Here is a 17,631-nt window from a genome sequence, read left to right as displayed (position 1 = left end):
TCGAACAGACCCACCCGCCTGATTCGCGCCTCCAGCGAGTTGGTGCGCACAGTTGAGCTCTTTCGCTCGGCGGATATGCAGCCCAACCCCGACTACCCGCGGCGCGCAGTCTGTCTGGTGCTGGTGCGTGATTCCGACAAGGGCCTCGAGGTGTTCATCACCCGTCAGGCCGATCAGCCCGGTGTCAGCGACCGCAACAGGTTTGCCTTCCCCTTCAGCGCTGTTCGACCAGAGGACTCACGGCAGCTGTCCATGGGCGACTGGACTTCGGACCGCTGTGCCCGGGCGCTGCGCCTGAACAGATCGGGCCGGGCCGTCGCCTTCTTCGCCGCCGCGGGCAGATTGGCTCTGCAGAACATGGGCATCGCCCTGGCCGAGGGCCATGACCTGCGGGTTGTAACAGACATTGAACCGCAGTTCCTCAAAACTGCTGGCAAGAAGCTGCGTGATCACCAGGTGTCCTTCCCCTCGGTGCTGCGCAGCCGCGACGTGGAGTTCCGCCCCGACCTCATCAAACCGTGGATGCGCTGGGTCAACACGCCGTGGCAGCTGCGCCGCTATGACACCGTGTACTTTGTGTGCGTGGTCCCACCCGGTCAGCACGTTGACTTCGTGTCGATCAATCAGTCGTGGGGCGGGTGGATGACCCCGCAGGAGATCCTCGATGCGGTCGATCTGTGGGAAGAGGGCCACGGTGCTTCTGCCCAGTTCATCAGCGTGTCAACACGCTTGGTCCTGGAATCTCTGCGCACGGTTCCCAGCGCTGCTGCCAGTATGCTCAAGATTCGCGATCTTCGCCCACTGCAGCCGACCGTCCTGCAGCACGGAGGCGAATGGCACATCAGCATCGAGCACCAGACCGACCATGCCATCGACGAACTGTCTCAGCTGACAACCGAAAACGAAGAAGAAGACCCGACAACGCTGTCGGAATCAGAAAGCGAACCACCGGAAGAAGAATGATGACAAACGAACAGCACCCGGCACCTCGTTTTGTCCGCCGTACAGCAGACAACCCCAGCCCCATGACACTCGACGGCACGAACAGCTACGTGCTGTTCACCGCTGACGATAACGCCGCGGTCATCATCGACCCCGGCCCCCAGCTGGACGAACACCTGGGAGCGCTCAGTGAACTCGTCGGGGATCGTGAACTGCGCGGAATCGTTCTCACACACCACCACTGGGACCACTCGGATCTGCTCAAAACAGTTGACGAATGGGCGCCGCAGACTCCCGTATTCGCAGTCGACAGCGCATTCGCCCGCTTTGTTCCCCCGCTGGAACACGAAGACCTCAGCGGCGACGATGCGGTCCTCGAATTCGGCCCCGCGGAAACCGACCGCATCCGGCTGGTGTCAACCCCCGGACACACGCTCGATTCGATCAGCGTGCTGGCGGGCACCGTGCTGTTCTCTGGAGACACGGTGCTGGGACGCGGAACAACTGTGATCATGCACGGTGACGGTTCGGTCGAAAAGTATCTTGACTCTCTCGCACGCCTGCGCAGCATGGTGGAGCAGGGCCGCATCACCGAAATCCAGCCAGCCCACGGAGAGTCCATAGCCAATCCGGCCGAAGTGCTGGACTACTACATTTCGCACCGCCGCGAGCGGCTGGACGAAGTGCGGGCTGCGCTGGCAGAACAGGACGCACAGCTGGACGGGCTGGAAATCTCACCCGAACATGAACTGACCGAGGCCGTCGGCCGGATCGTGTACGCGACCGCGCCGCAGGACATGCGGCAGACGGTCAACACGATTGTCGCCGCGCAGCTGGAGTACGTGCAGAAGCACGGCTGAGGCGCCGACGGCCCGCGGATCAGTGTGCGCGATTGTGCAGGCGGTCCATGTCGAGGATGACAACGGCACGAGCTTCGAGTCGAATCCAGCCGCGCTGTGCGAAGTCTGCCAGGGCCTTGTTGACGGTTTCGCGCGATGCGCCGACAAGCTGGGCGAGTTCTTCCTGCGTGAGGTCGTGCTGCACCAGGCTGCCGTCCGGAGCGGGACGGCCGAAGCGGCGGTTGAGGTCCAGCAGGGCCTTGGCAACACGGCCGGGAACATCCGAGAACACGAGGTCGCCGACGGTTTCGTTGGTGCGGCGCAGACGCTGGGCGAGTGCCCGCAGCAGGTTCATTGCCGCCTGCGGACGATCTTCGAGCCACGCAATGAGGTCGTCGTGTTTAAGGCTGAGCAGTTCCGTCTGGCTGACCGCAGTGACGGTCGAGGAGCGCGGGCCCGGATCGAAGAGTGCGAGCTCACCGATGATTTCACCAGGACCGACAACTGAGAGGAGGCTTTCGCGCCCGTCTTCGGATTCGCGGCCGACCTTGAGTTTGCCGGAGGACACGATGTAGAGCTCGTCCCCGGAGTCTCCTTCGTGGAAGAGCACGGCGGTACGGCGCAGGCTGCGCGGCTTCATGTATTTGACAAGCGCGTTCGTCGCTTCGTCATCGAGTCCTGCGAACAGTGCCGCACTGCGGACGACTTCGATATCCACGTCTGTACCTCCAGGTTGCTGTTCTGCGACGGGGTCCTTCGGCCCATTGAAATCCTGCCGCAATGTGATACAGGTCAATCGTAGCAATGCTCTGCGGGTGGAGCACAGTGTCTGTGTTCTATGCTGACCAGCAGATAAAGGAGTGGGTGTGGCACACAACAGCGTGCTTGAGCGCAGTCAGCGTCGCTTTGCTGAGGAAACCCGGTTGGGCAGAGTCCGCAGGGCGCGCAAGATCGACAGGATGCTGCAGAAGGTCTTCCCGGACGCGCGTGCGGAACTGGACTTTCGCAATGCTTTCGAACTGCTGATAGCCACGGTGCTGTCGGCACAGACTACGGACGTTCGGGTCAACCAGGTGACACCGGAGCTATTTGCCGCATACCCGGATGCGACGACGCTTGCGCAGGCGCACGTGGAGGACGTGGAGGAGATCATCCGCCCCACGGGCTTCTTCCGGTCGAAGGCCAAGAACATCATTGCCCTGGCGGAGCAGCTTGTTGAGGAACACGCCGGCAAGGTGCCTGCTGACCAGGCGGCTTTGGTTCGGCTGCCCGGGGTTGGGGTGAAGACGGCGAACGTGGTGCTCGGCAATGCCTTTTCCACTCCCGGGCTGACGATCGACACTCACGTGGGGCGTTTGGCCAGGCGGCTGGGATTCACGAACGAAGAAAACCCCGACAAGGTTGAAGCCGACCTGCTGCCCCTGTACAAGAAGTCTGATCTGACGATGGTTTCTCACAGGCTGATCTTCTTGGGGCGGCGCATCTGCCACTCGCGAGGACCGGCCTGCGGTGTGTGCCCGATTGCCCGCCTGTGTCCCAGCTACGGAACGGGCCCGCTTGATCCTGCCGAAGCCGAGGCGAAGCTCGCCTACGGTCTGGAGGTTCCACAGGGCGGATGGCAGCTGTGAGCGACGCCGGCCTCGTTGCGGCGCTGAGCGATTTGGCGCAGTCGGACATTTCCGATCACTGGATTCACCACCGCAGACCGAAAGAGGACGACTCTGTGCGCCCGGCGGCTGTTCTCATGCTGTTTGGCCGCGGGACCCAGCCGCGCACAGAGGCCGGACTGCGCGAACAGGACCGCTTGGGTGATTTCGGGGACGTTGACGTGGTGCTGCTCAAGCGCGCCGATACTCTGCGCAATCATCCCGGTCAGGTGGCGTTTCCAGGCGGCCGCAGAGATCCCGAGGACGCAACGGCAGTCGATGCGGCACTGCGGGAAGCGCGGGAGGAAACGGGGGTCGACCCTGCTCGAGTGAATGTGATCGGCACGTGGCCTTCACTGTGGGTTCCCGTCAGTCGGCACAGTGTGACGCCGGTGATCGCCGCATGGGACGGTCGGCAGGTGCTGCGGGCGGTAGACCGGGCGGAATCGTCTTCCGTGCACCGGGTGCCTGTAGCCGACCTTGTGGCACCTGCGAACCGCGGAGTGTTCAAGGTACCGAAAACCGGATGGCACTCACCTGTTTTCGATGCCGGAGTTCTGCGCTCTTGGGGGTTCACCGCCGGGCTGCTCGACAGTGCGTTTGAAGCCCTTGGATGGTCGCGGGAATGGGATCGGACTAACCGCCTGCACATCGACATCTGAGCTCACCGAACACCAACCGCAGGTGAAAAGCGGTGCTCGCCACGCACGCAAAGGGGGGGCTGGTTCATATGAGCCAGCCCCCCCTTTAGGTTCGGGTTTCAGCCGCCTACACGCGCGGACCGGACGGGTTGGTCAGCGCAGTCTTGACTGCGGCGATGACCGACTTGCCGCGGTCAGTCGCACGAGTCGGCGTGGGGTTGCCCTTCTTGAACAGCGGCACGGCAATCGCCACGAGGACCGAGGCGATCACGACGTAGATGCCGAACACAATGAGGGTGCTGGCCCACCAGCCCCAACCGGCGAATTCGTGAAAGACAGCGACGAAGAACGCGGTCAGGACGAACAGGGACATGATGAGGATGCCCAGGCCGACGACGGTCAGACCGATAGCGGTGCCGAGTTTGACGGAACCCTCTTTGATCTCCTGCTTGGCCAGTGCGGCTTCTTCTTCTGCCAGAGCCTTTGTGTCGGCAGAGATGTCCCGCACGATTTGCGCAATGGACCGATCAGACATGGGTCGTTGCCTCCTAGAAAATGCACGCCTTTGTCTCGATACTAGTGCGAACAGTTCATCAGCACCAACGAAAGGTGAGGATGAGGCCGTGCTCACAGGCGCCTCGGGAGGGGGGGGGGGATGGGCCCCGTCTTTCCCGAGGTGCCCGTGCCGCAGCCTTGATCAGGAGTTATGCGCTCGGTCGACGGCCGCTTGGATGCTGGTCATAACGGAAGCGTCTGCCAGTGTCGAAGAGTCTCCTCCGTCTTTGCGCTCGGCGAGGTTCTTCAGCAGTCGGCGGACGATCTTGCCGGAGCGGGTCTTGGGCAGGTCGTCAACGAAGTAGATGTGCTTGGGTTTTGCGATCGGCCCGATTTCGCGTCCCACGTGCTGGCGCAGCTGTTCTTCTGCTCCGTCGCTGTCGGCGAAGTCGCCGCGGGTGATGACAAACGCCATGACCGCCTGGCCGGAGGTCGGGTCATCGGCACCGACGACGGCGGCTTCGGCAACGGCGTCGTGGGACACCAGGGCGGATTCGATTTCAGCGGTCGACAGGCGGTGGCCGGACACGTTCATGACATCGTCAACGCGGCCGAGGAACCAGATGTCCCCATCGTCATCGAAACGGGCGCCGTCACCGGCGAAGTACATGTTTTCAAAACGCGACCAGTACGTGTCTTTGTAGCGCTGGTCATCGCCGTAGACACCGCGCAGCATAGACGGCCACGGTTCGGTGATGACAAGGTAGCCTGCCTGGTTGCGGCCGATGTGCTCACCGGTGTCATCGACGACGTCGACGCTGATGCCCGGCAGCGGACGCTGTGCTGAGCCCGGCTTGGTGGAAACCACACCGGGCAGGGGAGCGATCATGTTCGCCCCGTTCTCGGTCTGCCACCAGGTGTCGACAATCGGGCACTTCTCGCCGCCGATCACCCGGTGGTACCACATCCACGCTTCCGGGTTGATGGGTTCGCCGACGGAGCCCAGCAGTCGCAGCGACGAAAGGTCGTGCTCCGCCGGGATCTCCTCACCCCACTTCATGAACGTGCGGATGGCAGTCGGGGCGGCGTATAGCTGGGTCACCCCGTACTTTTCGACGATCTCCCACCAGCGGCCCCGGTGCGGGCTGTCGGGAGTGCCCTCGTAGATGACCTCCGTCATGCCTATAGCCAGCGGCCCGTAGGCGATGTAGGTGTGCCCCGTGATCCAGCCGACATCGGCGGTGCACCAGAAGACATCGGTTTCCGGCTTGGCATCGAACACGTACTTCATGGTGTAGGCCGCCTGGGTGAGGTAGCCGCCGGAGGTGTGGAGAATGCCCTTGGGCTTTCCTGTGGTTCCCGAGGTGTAGAGGATGAACAGCGGCTGTTCGGCCGGGAAGAACTCGGGGGTGTGGTCAGCGGACTGGCGGTCGACGACATCGTGGAAGTACTGGTCGCGCCCGTCGACCATATGGGCGTCTTCGCCGGTGCGCTTTGCCACCAGCACGTGGCGAACAGGGGTGTCGCCGTGGCTCAGGGCCTCGTCGACCGTCGCTTTGAGGTCAGACGGCTTGCCGCGGCGGAAACCTCCGTCGGCGGTGATGACGACTTCCGCTTGCGCATCCATAATGCGCGAGTGCAGGGCATCGGGGCTGAAACCGCCGAACACAACTGAGTGTGCAGCGCCCAGACGAGCGCAGGCGAGCATCGAGATGACCGCTTCGGGAATCATCGGCATGTAGAGGGCCACGCGGTCTCCGCGGCTGACTCCCAGTTCTGTCAGAGCGTTTGCGGTCTGGTTGACCCGGCGTGACAGCTCCGCGTAGGTGATGTCCTGAGTGTCTCCGGGTTCGCCGACAAAGTGCAGAGCCACACGGTCGCCGTTGCCGGCTTCTACGTGTCGGTCAACACAGTTGTAGGCGATATTGAGTTCGCCGTCCTGGAACCACTTGGCAAAGGGCGGGTTGGTCCAGTCGAGGACTTCCGTAAAGTCCTTGTGCCACGTGAGGAGTTCGCGCGCCTGGTCAGCCCAGAATCCCAGGCGATCGGCTTCTGCGCGCCGGTAGAGGTCTTCGGTTCCGTTGGCCTGGTCTGCAAATGCCTGCGGGGGAGCGAAGGTGCGGTTTTCTCGCAGCAGGCTCTGTGTGTTCTCGTCTGCCAAAACATCCTCGTTTCGTCGGTGAGTCCCGACCCTGTGAGCTTCACTGCGCACGCGGGTCACTGCATTCTTCACACTACTCCTGCTGTAACCACTGCAAAAGTGCGAACCGCACGTGACGCGATTCGCAGGCGGTTATTGGGTGTTCTGCAGTGCACGCAGTGGAACCGTGTGAAAACATAGCCGGTGTGTACTGATGGGGCCCGCCCGGTTTGCAGGCTTGCCGTCTAAACGCGAATTAAGGAGTCAATGAGCATGAGCAGTCCATCTGGCAGTCAGCCATACTATCCAGGCGGCTTCTCGCAGCCCGGTCCCCACTACGGCCAGCAGGACGCGCAGAGCGCGCAGTCTGCGTTCAGCCAGGGGCAGCCCTACGGTGCAAGTCCCCAGGCCTTTACCCAGGGACCGCCGCACGGTTCGGGGCAGAACCCGCCGGCGGGCGCAGCTCCCGGCACGATGGTAGGCTCCATGCCCGGCACAGTTGGCAGCTTTCCTCCGGCTCAGCCCAGCAAACAGGACTCCGCATTCGGGCTCCGCGAAATTCTTCTGGCCTCCGGTGCCTTTCTGGTTTTCGTCTCTGTATTCCTGCCCCAGTACAGGTGGTCGGACGCGTACTACGGCGATGGCTCCTACGGGTGGCTGTGGTCGTTCAATATTCACGGCACCGGCGTTCTCATGCTCGGGGTTCTGCCCATTCTCGCCGCTGGTCTCATCGGGGTTCTCAACAAGACGGTTCGCTCGTTCCCGCAGAACATCGGATCGTTCAGCCCAGACCAGTTCGTCACGGTCCTGGCAGCCACCGGCGCCGCGGTGCAGTTTGTGCGGTTCATTCACCTGTTCCCGTTCGCTAACCCGTCGTGGGGTGCCTTCATTGGGCTCATCGGTGCTGGGCTTGCAGCATTCGCCGCAGTCTTCACCGTGATTCCGGCACTCGGGGCTGACGAATTCGAAGCTCGCGAATCTGTCCCCGCGCACCCGAAGGCTCGCCCCGTGCGCCGTGCTCCGGTGCAGGCGCCGGCTGTGCAGCCCGGTCCCGTGCAGTCGGCACCCGGCCATCCCGGCATGGTCCAGAGCGGCCCGGCCCATACCGGCTACGCTCAGGGATGGCCTGCTCCCGGCCACCCGGGTCAGGCTGGCCACCCGAGCCAGGCGGGGCAGCTGGGTCAGGCTGGCCACCCGAGTCAGGGTGGGCACCCGGGCCAGGCAGATGAGCCGAGCCAGGCGGGTCAGGCGGGTCAGCCGGGTCAGGCACACAGCGGCCCGATGCAGCCAGGTTTCGTTGAACCCCAGCCCGCTCAGCCCGAGTCTGCTCAGTCTGAGCCCGTTCAGCCCGAACCGAACCAAGGCGGCGCTGCACTGGGAACACAGTGGGACGCCGGCCAGCTCGGAGCTTATTCACAGCCGTCGGCCCACGGCACAGAGGCCGTTCAGGAAAACCCCGCACCTGCCCCTTCGGAAACTGTTGCCTCGGCTGCTGAAAAACCCACCGGAGGCATTGAACCCAACGTGGCATCGCGCGATAGCCGCCAGGAGCGCGAAGTCCACCGCGTCGCCTCGGAAGAAAGCGCTTTTGAAGAGGACGCAACTATGGTCAGCGGCACCTCGGCCCTTGACCATGGACTGGAGCAGACCCAGCGACTTGAGCCGATCCAACACGACCAGCCGGAGCAGCCGCAGCCTGACCGGCCGATTCAGTCGGACCAGCCATTCCAGCCCGACCAGCCCCTGCCGGAGCGCAGGCGTCTAAGGCAGGCCCAGTCGGAGGCGCCCCAGCCGGAGCAGCCGCAGCCCGAACAGAGGCAGCCAAAGCACGCCCACCCGCAGCGTGAGCCCTTCTGGTTCGCGGTTCCAGAACCGCGAACGGCCGTCGAAGCATCCGGCCAGCCGGTTTTCCAGCTGGAGCCCGGAAAGTGGATTCTGGCGCTTGCCGACAACGGCGATACGTTTACGGTGCAGAGCGAAGACGGTCGGATCGGCGAGCTGCGCAATGTCCACGGAGTCGAACGCGGCTGATGACTGACCTTTCACAGGCCCTGCGCTCATTGGCGCAGGTGCCGACGGTGGAGGATGCCATCGAACGCGTTCGCACCGCCTGCACTCAGCTGCGCTGGCACAACGCGCTGCGCAAGCGAATGGCCGAATGCCGCGCCGAAGCGACCGTTCGGGCGGCCCGCACCTCAGCGGCTTTGGAAGGTGCCAGGTATCCGCTGAACTATGTGCGCGAAGTCATCGGCGCTGGGCGCGAAGTGACTGACGACATGTCGGGCGTGCAGCTGACTGCGGCGGTTCGCGTGGCAGCCGTCGCAGACGAACTGTCGCAGACCCCGGATGCTCTGCGGTCCGGCTTCATGGGGCACCTTGCCAGGCTGAGCCTGGCAGGCGGAGCAGGTTTGGCCGAGGAAGATCAGCTGGGCAGGCCGCGCCGTGCCGGGGAAGAACCCGGAGACATGGGTGGACTGCCCCCGGCACCGAGCCCGGACGAAGTCCAGCAGCGTCTGGCCGACCTCGAAGCTCTGCTGCAGGATGAGAGCCTTCCCGGCTTCGTCGTTGCGTGCATTCTGCACGGGGAGATCCTGGCGATGCGCCCCTTTGTGATCGGCAACGGACTCATTGCCCGGGCGCTGTTTCGCATTCACATGGTGTCTTCTGGCGTCGACATCACGGGCGTTGCGGTGCCGGAAGCCGCTCTGCTGTCTGACGCAGCAGGCTATGGCGAAGCCGGTGCTGCCTACACCAGCGGTCGGGACGTCATCGGCTGGATCACTATGAATGCCGAAGCTGTGGAAAAGGGCGTCGGCGAAGGCGTTCAGATCTGCCAGAGCGTACAAGCCGGGCGCATTCCGCGCACCTGAGCAGCCCAGAACAACGACAAAGGCCGAGGCGGAACTTCCTATAAGGGTCCCGCCTCGGCCTTTGTCGTGGCTCGAGTGAGCTGGTGCGGTCAGTCAGCTGACAGTGTGAGTGCGGTCAGATTCAGGCCGCGCACTCGTCGTAGTGGTCACCGTGTTCTGCGTGGCGGTGGCCGTCGTGCACGTAGTCAACGTGGTCGCCGTGCTGGACGGCTTCGTGACCGCAGTTGGGGCCGTGGGTGTGTTCGTCTTTGGTGTGGTGAGCTTCGCAGCCTGCAGCCATGATGTTCTCCTTGTGTTCTGCGCTGGGTGTGCGCATGTGCTGTCTGCGCCGGATATGACCGGCTTGGTGGCTCCATTCTCGCAGATATATAAACGAATGGCAATATATTGATTCGCTGGTGTGGGGTTGGGGTGGGCGGGCTTTTGGCGCGCGCTGAACTTTTGCGGGCACTGTGGGGCGCGACTGTGACTTGTGTGCTGTGGACTGTGGACAGCCAGCCGCTTGTCAACAGGGCCATGCGGAGCGTTTTCGCCGTTGAGTGAAAAGGCAATTGTTGAGGTATGAATCGACCTCGCGTAGTGCTCTTCACCCGAGTGCCCAGCCTTATCGACCACTGTGCCGCGCTTGCAGACGGCATTGGACTGGGCCTTGATATCCGTCTGCCGGAGAACGGCGGCTGGCAGGACGCGGCGCTCGTTCTGATCGGCGACGACATCACGGAGGCCCCGGACGTGGGAAATGTCCCCACCGTCCTTGTGACGCTGACGCAGTCCAACGCTGTGTGGGCAGCCGCAGCGCGCCTGGGAGCAGACACCGTGGCGGTGCTGCCCGCAGGGGCGGAATGGCTCACCATCCGCATGATCAACGCCGTCGAACCGCCGGCAGAACCCGCTCAGACGTGGGGCTTCGTCGGCGGGGTCGGAGGAGCGGGAACCTCGGTGCTTGCAAGCGCGGTTGCACGCAGTGCCGCAGCGCAGGGCATCGACACGGTGCTGCTCGACGCCGATCCGCTGGGCGGGGGCCTCGACCTCGTCCTCGGTGCGGAGGGCAAAGACGGTCTGCGCTGGCCGAGCCTGGCAGCATCGCGCGGCAGACTGCGTCCTTCCACTCTGCGGGATTCGCTGCCGCGCACCGACGGGCTGGCGCTGCTGTCGTGGGACCGCACGGGAACAGAGGAGCTCACACCCGACGTCTTCGAAGCTGTCATGACGGCTGCACAGCAGGCATTTGAGCTGGTAGTCGTGGACCTGCCGCGACACGCGCCCGTGCAGTGGGCCCGCATGTGCAGTGAACTCACCGTTGTCGTGCCCGGCAGGGTGCGCGCCGCGGTCGCAGCATCGCGGGTCGCCAGGCGCCTCGAGGCAGTCAACTCAGCCGTGCGCATTGCAGTGCGAGACGCGGGCAGGGGCGGTGTGCGGCCCGAACTCGTAGCCGACACAATCGGCTTTCCGCTGGTGGGAATCATCAGGGACGACCCCCAGACGGCTTCAGCCGTGGATCGCGGTGAAGGCTTGCCGATCGCCCGCACTCACGTGGGGCGCCTGGCTGAAAGAATCGTGGAAGGCAGCCCGCTGTGACTCTGGAAACCCAGTGGCTCGATGCTGAGCTCATCCGCGATGTCAGAACGCACCTTTTGGAGAACCCCGGCCCGGTAACCGCCGGGTCCGTGGCGGCAGCACTTGCCCGCAGCGGCCGGGTGGTCGGATCTGCTGAACTTCTTGAGCTGGTCAGCAGGATTTCGGCGCAGCTGGGCGGGGCCGGCCCGCTGCAGTCGCTTCTTGACGAACCGGACGTGACCGACGTCTTCGTCAACAGCCCCCAAGACGTTTGGATTGACAGAGGAAGCGGGCTCACACCCGTGCCCCTGTCACTGGGAACAGAAGACGACGTGCGGGCACTTGCAGTGCGTTTGGCGGCACTCGGCGGCAGACGCTTGGATGACTCTCAGCCGCTCGTGGACGTCCGCTTGCCGGATGGGGTGCGGCTCAACGCGCTCATTCCGCCGCTTGCCGGTGAGAACACCGTGATGTCCTTCCGCGTTCCCCGCAGCAAAGGCTTCAGGCTCTCGGAGCTGATTGACCGCGATTTTGTGCCCGCAGACATCGCCGAGGTTCTGCTGGGGCTGTTGGAAGTGCGGGCGAATATCCTCATATCCGGTGGAACCGGATCGGGAAAAACCGTTCTTCTGGGAGCGCTTCTTGCAGAGCTTCCCGCAGACCAGCGGATTGTCATCGTCGAAGATTCACGGGAACTCAACGTCCGCCATGACCACGTGGTGCAGTTGGCTGCCCGCCAGGCAAATGTCGAAGGCATGGGCGAAGTCTCCATGGCCGATCTGGTGCGCAACGCCCTGCGCATGCGGCCGGACAGACTCATCATCGGGGAATGCCGGGGCGCGGAGGTCCGTGACATGCTCACGGCTCTCAACACCGGCCACGAAGGCGGGTGCGCCACCATCCACGCCAACACCGCATCCGCGGTTCCCGCCCGGCTCGAAGCTCTCGGTGCGCTGGCAGGCATGACTTCGGAGGCAGTGCGCTCGCAGTCGGTGACCGCGATCGACGTCATCCTGCACATCACCCGCGGGCGTGACGGACACAGAAGACTCTCCGAAATCGCCGCGCGCACAAGCTCCGGCCGTCCTGCACCGAGCTTGCCGCGCACGCAGGGTGCGGGGACTGTGGAAGCTGGCGACACCTCGGCAGAACTGGCGACAGTGTGGAGCGCCGAACGCGGTCCGAACGCGGGCTGGAAGGGCTTTCTTGACTGGCTTAGGCGGAAACAGGGGGCGCGGTCATGATTCTCTTGGCTGCTGTGCTGGCTGCAATGGCGGCCGGGCTGTGGATGTGGGACCCTGCCGAAAGGCGTCTGCGGAAGCTGCTGGCTGGTGATCGCACAGATGTTTCGGGCGGGCGAATACGGGGGCGTGCTAAGAGCTTTGTGCGGCGTTTTCGCAGATCCGAAAACGAAGATGAAGAACATGCGGCTGCCGCAATCGCCGTCATCGACCGCGCTGCTGAGCTGCTGCGTGTGGGGGCAGCACCCTCAACGGTGTTGGCGCACCTGGCGAAGCTTCCCGGGCCGGAGGACCTGCGGACAGCTTTGGCTACGGCGGCGCGCTCGGCCGAGCTCGGCACCGCTGCGCATCAGGCGCTCTCCACGCAGGCGGAAGGGCTGCCAACACTGTCAAAGGACATTCTTCTGCACATGGCCTCCGTGTGGTTTGTTGCGGAGTCTGCGGGTGCGCCGGCTGCGAATCTGCTGGAGCGGTTTGCGAAGACCGCGCGAATGCAGACCGATTCGGCACGGGAGCGGGCCATAGCACTGGCCGGACCCCAGTCGACGGTGAAGGTTCTCACCGCACTGCCGCTCATGTCTTTGGGCCTGGCAGTGCTCATCGGGGCTGATCCGGTGGAACTTTTGGCTTCTGTCCCCGGTGCCGTGTCGTGCATCAGCGGTGCGGTGCTGCTGGTGGTCGGGCGACTGTGGATGCGGCGCATGTTGAAAAGGGCGCAGTGATGGCCGGGCTGTTTGCCGCAGTGCTCATTGCGGCCGCCGTGTGGCTGTGGATAGGGGACTCAGACGAACGCTTGAAACGTGTGCTTGGATCCAGGGCACGCGATGGCCGGACAGAAGAGGAGCCGCGTGAAGAGCAGCGTTCCGCCGGTTGGCTGGCCGTCCTGCTGCAGCGTCGGAGCAGGCAGAAGAAAGAGCACGGCGAGTCTGACTTGGAGGCGCTCGCCTTTGATCTTGAGCTGACCGCCATATGTCTTCGTGCGGGCCTGCCGATAGAGCGGGCTTTGGCTCTGGCAGCCGCCGCCGGCGGAGATCGGTCTGATTTGGGTGTTCTGAGCCGGGCGCTCGAACTCGGGCAGACCGATTTCGATGCCGAGCATCTGAACGAAGTCTTTGTGCTCATCCGCTTCTCAGCGCAGACAGGTGCGGCTTTGTCTGGTCTGCTGTCTGCTATGGCGTATGACCTGCGGCGGGCCGAACACCAACGCCGGCGCCTGGCGGCGGCGAAGCTGGGAGTGCAGCTGGTCATTCCGCTGGGCGTGTGCATTCTGCCGGCGTTCGTGCTGCTTGGCATTGTTCCCGTGGTGCTCACCCTCATCGACGACATGTCGGTGCTCTTTGGCTGAACGTGATTGCTCATTCAGAACCGAATGGGATCCGCCGCGGCTGAAACACGAACTCAGCGGCGGAACTTCGCCTGCACTCAGCTGTGAAGGGCTGTGTTGGCTGCTTGAGTTCACGGTGCCGAAAAACGAGCTATTGAACTGCAGTTCTTAAGCCTGGGGATAACTCCGCGGTTGTCCCCAGGCTTTTCTTCGCTCTTCTTTTGGATGCGTCCGGGGCGCACGCTGGAAGCACCATCTGAAGAAAGGAAGGAAAAAGATGGACAACGAAGTTCAGGAACTCGTTCCGATTGAAGAAGAAAAGAAAGCTGTCCGGCTGCGCAAACCGGACAGGGGAGCAACAACCGCCGAATATGCGATCACAACGCTTGCTGCGTGTGGTTTCGCGGCACTTCTGGTGCTGGTTCTGAAGTCCGACGGCATTCAGGCTGCCATCACCGGCGTCATCACCAGCGCACTCAAACTCGGCGGGTGATAGCTGTGCCCACTTCGATGTTTCGCTCAGGGAGCGGGGTTCCTGGCGCTGCTCGTATGTCATTCGCTCCTCGCCGAAAGCGGACCGCTGGAAAGGACTGCGGTGCTGTGACGGCCGAATTCGCCATGATCATGCCGGCCATTGTGCTCGTCATTCTCATGGTCATCGGGGTGGGCACGCTCGGTCTTGCGCAGCTTCGATCCTACGAAGCTGCGCGGGCCGGCGCCCGTGAAGCCGCGCGCGGCGAACCAATCGCAGAAGTGCGCCGCAGCGCAGAAAGCAAAGCCGGGCCCGGGTCTGCTGTCGAAATCGGCAAAGACGGCGAATACACGACCGTGACCGTCACGATTGCCACACCGAAAACCGTGCGCAGGTTCATTCCGCACGTCCAAGCGGTGCAGAGAGCACGCACCGAAAGCGGCACCCAACCAGGCGGTGCACAGTGAGCGCGTACCGAAAGCGGCAGCCAGCCAGGCGGTGCACAGTGAACGCGCACCAAAAGCGGCAAACAGACCGCAATCGTTCGAAAGATCGTGGTTCGACGCCCGTAATCGCGGTCAGCATCATGGGTATTGCCGCAGTGCTCATAGCCGGTCTTGGCCTGACCGGCAGAGTGCTTCTGGTGTCCGCTCGTGCTGATGGCAGCGCCGACCTCGCGGCCCTTGCCGCAGCGGACGCCGCAAGGGGCACACGGTCCGGCGACCCCTGTGATGTTGCAAAGAAGCTCATCGAAGCTGACGGCTTCACAATGGACGACTGCATTGCCCGGTCTGATCTGGGCCGCGTCAAAATCACAGTCAAAGCGAAGCTGCCAGCACCGTTTCCGGCGGTTAAAAGATCCGCCGTCGCAGGTGGTCCGCAGGGTCTGTGAACCTTACGCCAGTGCTGTTCCTGTGACGGATTGCGGCAGCTTTATGTCTTGCCAAGACAGAATATTTCGCCGGTGATCGGCAGGTTTCCACGCGGGCTCTACATTTTCGTCCATGACCACAGCAGTTGAAACGCAAGGCAATCTCGCTTTCCCCGGCGAGGCTCCGGCATCAGCATTAAATAAACGCTTCAGTGACCGTGCTCAAGAAGAGTTCGCTAAGACGATGCGAGCTGCCGGAACGGGAACAGGAAAGAAGCAGACACGGGTCAGGATTCGCGACTTTTCGTTCATCTCCGATGTCCCCGAGGCTCTCGGCGGTCGAAACGAAGGCCCCAGCCCAATGGAGTATCTGGCTGGTGCCGTCAACGCGTGCGCCACTGTTGTCATAGAAGGCGCCGCCAAGCACCACCTCATCGAAACGACAGACGTGCAGACGTACACGATCACCAAACAGGACACCCGAGGGCTGGCCGGACAGGCGGACGTTCAGCCGTACATGTACGCCTACCGGCTTCAGATTGTCATCGAAACAGAGGAAGCCAATCCGGAAGTGCTTACCGCGTTTGCCAAGAACGCGGAGCACACCTGCCCAGCCATCAACCTGCTGCGCGACGCCAATGCAGGTTTGACGGTTGTGTGGTCATTCGTACGGAAAGCCGGTCAGGGTGCAGCAGAGGCCCTGAGCAACGCCGCCTGGGGCTACGAAACAGCACGCGAGCTTCCCGATGTTCAATTCACCGTCGTCAACGCCGACCGGGTGACGGAAGAAACAGGAGAAACGCCGTGACGTCGGTGGGCCTGTGGACGCTGGGCCTCGCGCTCGCCTATACGGTGTGGCTTGTCGTGGGCGGTCGTTGGGTCGTTTCACGCAGCTCAAGTACCGCGAACTTCTTTGTCAGCGGGCGGTCGTTCAGCCCGTGGACGGTGGCCTTCTGCATCACCGGTCTGTTCAGCGGTTCGTCATACATTGCGATTGTCGAGCTGAGCTACCGCACAGGCATTTCCGCAATTTGGTACGGAGTCGCTGAAACCGTTCAGATCATTCTGATCGCCCTGCTTTTGGTGAAGCCACTTCGGAGGAAACTCGTCGTCACCGTTACGGGAATCATCGGCGAGCGATTCGGCCGTTTGGCCCAAGCCGTCGCAGCGTTGATCACCGGGCTGACGTTCCCCATGTATTCCCTGGCAACGGCTATCGCCTTTGCCTCAGCTCTGACTGTGATCTCAGACGTGTCGCTGTGGCAGTCGATCACACTGACATCTCTTGTGCTCCTTGCCTTCCTCGTGTTCGGAGGCATGCGGTCAGTCGCATTCAGCCAGACGATGAACGTCTTCGTCATCGGCGCGATGTTCGTCGTCGGCGTCTGCGCCGTCCTGACCTCGCCGGGTCCAAGCGGGATCGGCGACTATGTGCAGGCAAACCCCCAGGTGCTCGCGCCTGCCAATGCTGGAGTGTCGCTGATCGTCGCGTGGTTCGGCACGTTCATCGTCAATGTGCCGTTGGCACAGGCTGCTTTTCAGATGTCGATGTCAGCCCGCACCCCGGAAGACGGCCAGCGCGGTCTGTTTCTTGCCGCAGTCATCGGTGCACCGCTCATTGTCCTGGGCGTTGTGGTCGGCATAGCGTCAGCGGCAGTGGTTCCCAGCGACGGAAAGCCGCTGATTGCAATTTCCGAATACGTCGTCGGTGCAGTTCCGCCGTGGGCAGCAGCGATCTTCTTCGTCGGCCTGTGGGCATGCGCCCTCGGCTGGGCCGGGCCGTGCCAATTCTCCGGAGCAACCTCACTGGGACGCGACTTGGGCGGTGCGCTCAATCCCCGTGCCTCCCAGCAGCAGCTCGTGTTCTACTCCCGCGCAGCGCTCGGCGGTCTCACGGTTCTGCTCATCATCTTCAGCCTCCTGCGGGCAGAAGAGTCCGCTTGGTGGAACATCATGGCGTGGACACTGCGCAATGGTGCCACATTCGCACCGGTCCTCGGTGCTTTCTTCTGGCCGGTGGCGACAAAGACAGCTGCCGTCGTCTCGATGCTCGCCGGTTTCGGCACGGGCCTTGCATGGTACGCACTGTCCGGCTTCGATGCCAGCGAGCTGTTCCTGGGCACACATCCCGTGTGGCCCGGAATGATTGCGAACATGGTCAGCCTCGTGCTCATCAGCTTGGCACAACGGAACTGGCGGCTGACGTTTGATTCACGCCGCAGGAACCGCGGTGCGCTGGCGGTGTGCACCTCAGCTGTTGTGGCAGTGCAGCTCGTCTTGTCCTGGGCGTGGGCGCGTGATCACGGTCTTGTTGGTCTTGGCGTGTTCCTGATTGTGCTGGGGCTGTTCGCTGCAGCGCTCCTGCTGGCAGTGCCCTGCACTGGCCAAGCGAAAACCGCCGAGCCCAGCCTTGTGAAGAAGAACCACGGGAACGTGTGGGCATAGCTGCCAGCACCGTTCCCGGCGGTTAGAAGATCCGCCGTCGCAGGTGGTCCGCAGGCACGAGCCGCTGGTTGAAAATTCAAAACGGGGGCAGTTCATGCAGCGTTTGCGCTCAGGGAGTAACGTCGAAAGCGAACCTCTCAATTCGCAG

General features: G+C 63.1%; 19 protein-coding genes. 15 read left to right on the top strand and 4 right to left on the bottom strand.

Annotated features, from left to right (window positions below):
- The first annotated feature begins 75 nt into the window (after window positions 1-75).
- Both GC119_RS10925 and GC119_RS04570 read left to right on the top strand, forming a co-directional pair.
- Entirely contained in the window at window positions 76-963 is an 888-nt protein-coding gene (locus GC119_RS10925) for a hypothetical protein (RefSeq protein ID WP_193215617.1), read from the top strand.
- Window positions 963-1,802 (top strand): MBL fold metallo-hydrolase, encoded by an 840-nt coding sequence (locus GC119_RS04570; protein WP_193215616.1) that lies wholly within the window; start codon window positions 963-965, stop codon window positions 1,800-1,802. The genes GC119_RS10925 and GC119_RS04570 overlap by 1 nt, the downstream gene beginning before the upstream one ends.
- Window positions 1,803-1,821: 19 nt before the next feature.
- Here GC119_RS04570 and GC119_RS04565 read toward each other — a convergent pair whose 3' ends face one another.
- Window positions 1,822-2,499 carry a Crp/Fnr family transcriptional regulator gene (locus tag GC119_RS04565; protein ID WP_070573140.1) on the bottom strand — a complete coding sequence of 226 codons (678 nt, stop codon included), beginning with the start codon at window positions 2,497-2,499 and terminating at the stop codon, window positions 1,822-1,824.
- Between the two features lie 148 nt (window positions 2,500-2,647).
- Between GC119_RS04565 and nth the strand changes: the two genes are divergently transcribed.
- A complete protein-coding gene (nth, locus tag GC119_RS04560; RefSeq protein WP_151952540.1) occupies window positions 2,648-3,409 on the top strand; it encodes an endonuclease III in 762 nt (253 codons plus the stop codon).
- On the top strand, window positions 3,397-4,089 hold the full coding sequence (locus GC119_RS04555; RefSeq protein ID WP_070573146.1) for an NUDIX hydrolase: 693 nt from the start codon (window positions 3,397-3,399) through the stop codon (window positions 4,087-4,089). Before nth ends, GC119_RS04555 begins: the two co-directional genes overlap by 13 nt.
- A 106-nt stretch (window positions 4,090-4,195) precedes the next feature.
- Here the strand turns inward: GC119_RS04555 and GC119_RS04550 are convergent, their stop codons facing one another.
- A complete protein-coding gene (locus GC119_RS04550) occupies window positions 4,196-4,603 on the bottom strand; it encodes a phage holin family protein (RefSeq protein WP_070573149.1) in 408 nt (135 codons plus the stop codon).
- 162 nt (window positions 4,604-4,765) lie between these two features.
- Window positions 4,766-6,724, bottom strand: a complete 1,959-nt coding sequence (acs, locus tag GC119_RS04545; protein ID WP_151952578.1) for an acetate--CoA ligase — start codon at window positions 6,722-6,724, stop codon at window positions 4,766-4,768.
- A gap of 252 nt (window positions 6,725-6,976) precedes the next feature.
- Between acs and GC119_RS04540 the strand changes: the two genes are divergently transcribed.
- Window positions 6,977-8,734, top strand: a complete 1,758-nt coding sequence (locus GC119_RS04540) for a hypothetical protein (protein ID WP_151952539.1) — start codon at window positions 6,977-6,979, stop codon at window positions 8,732-8,734.
- Window positions 8,734-9,573, top strand: a complete 840-nt coding sequence (locus GC119_RS04535) for a Fic family protein (protein WP_151952538.1) — start codon at window positions 8,734-8,736, stop codon at window positions 9,571-9,573. The genes GC119_RS04540 and GC119_RS04535 overlap by 1 nt, the downstream gene beginning before the upstream one ends.
- Window positions 9,574-9,694: 121 nt before the next feature.
- Here GC119_RS04535 and GC119_RS04530 read toward each other — a convergent pair whose 3' ends face one another.
- Window positions 9,695-9,853: a zinc transporter permease gene (locus tag GC119_RS04530; protein WP_070573469.1), complete on the bottom strand. Its 159-nt coding sequence runs from the start codon at window positions 9,851-9,853 to the stop codon at window positions 9,695-9,697.
- A gap of 281 nt (window positions 9,854-10,134) precedes the next feature.
- On the opposite strand from GC119_RS04530, the gene ssd reads away from it, so the two are divergent.
- The 9 genes from ssd to GC119_RS04485 all read left to right on the top strand — a co-directional run bounded on the left by ssd (window position 10,135) and on the right by GC119_RS04485 (window position 17,483).
- Entirely contained in the window at window positions 10,135-11,151 is a 1,017-nt protein-coding gene (gene ssd, locus GC119_RS04525; RefSeq protein WP_070573158.1) for a septum site-determining protein Ssd, read from the top strand.
- Entirely contained in the window at window positions 11,148-12,374 is a 1,227-nt protein-coding gene (locus GC119_RS04520; RefSeq protein WP_151952537.1) for a TadA family conjugal transfer-associated ATPase, read from the top strand. The genes ssd and GC119_RS04520 overlap by 4 nt, the downstream gene beginning before the upstream one ends.
- Entirely contained in the window at window positions 12,371-13,093 is a 723-nt protein-coding gene (locus GC119_RS04515; protein ID WP_070573163.1) for a type II secretion system F family protein, read from the top strand. Before GC119_RS04520 ends, GC119_RS04515 begins: the two co-directional genes overlap by 4 nt.
- Window positions 13,093-13,716 carry a type II secretion system F family protein gene (locus GC119_RS04510; RefSeq protein WP_151952536.1) on the top strand — a complete coding sequence of 208 codons (624 nt, stop codon included), beginning with the start codon at window positions 13,093-13,095 and terminating at the stop codon, window positions 13,714-13,716. The genes GC119_RS04515 and GC119_RS04510 overlap by 1 nt, the downstream gene beginning before the upstream one ends.
- A 256-nt stretch (window positions 13,717-13,972) precedes the next feature.
- Window positions 13,973-14,188 carry a DUF4244 domain-containing protein gene (locus GC119_RS04505; protein ID WP_083304056.1) on the top strand — a complete coding sequence of 72 codons (216 nt, stop codon included), beginning with the start codon at window positions 13,973-13,975 and terminating at the stop codon, window positions 14,186-14,188.
- A 107-nt stretch (window positions 14,189-14,295) separates the two neighbouring features.
- Complete coding sequence (locus GC119_RS04500; RefSeq protein WP_256278252.1) at window positions 14,296-14,634, top strand: TadE family type IV pilus minor pilin; 339 nt, start codon at window positions 14,296-14,298, stop codon at window positions 14,632-14,634.
- Entirely contained in the window at window positions 14,631-15,059 is a 429-nt protein-coding gene (locus GC119_RS04495) for an Rv3654c family TadE-like protein (protein ID WP_319643749.1), read from the top strand. Before GC119_RS04500 ends, GC119_RS04495 begins: the two co-directional genes overlap by 4 nt.
- Window positions 15,060-15,171: 112 nt before the next feature.
- Entirely contained in the window at window positions 15,172-15,846 is a 675-nt protein-coding gene (locus GC119_RS04490; protein ID WP_151952535.1) for an OsmC family protein, read from the top strand.
- Window positions 15,843-17,483, top strand: a complete 1,641-nt coding sequence (locus GC119_RS04485) for a sodium:solute symporter family protein (RefSeq protein ID WP_151952534.1) — start codon at window positions 15,843-15,845, stop codon at window positions 17,481-17,483. Before GC119_RS04490 ends, GC119_RS04485 begins: the two co-directional genes overlap by 4 nt.
- The last annotated feature ends 148 nt before the right edge of the window (window positions 17,484-17,631 follow it).

Source organism: Brevibacterium sp. Marseille-P9724, assembly GCF_902500275.1.
Lineage (GTDB): Bacteria > Actinomycetota > Actinomycetes > Actinomycetales > Brevibacteriaceae > Brevibacterium.
The sequence above is the reverse complement of the archived record's forward strand: the minus strand, read 5'-3'. Positions and strand labels throughout refer to the sequence as shown.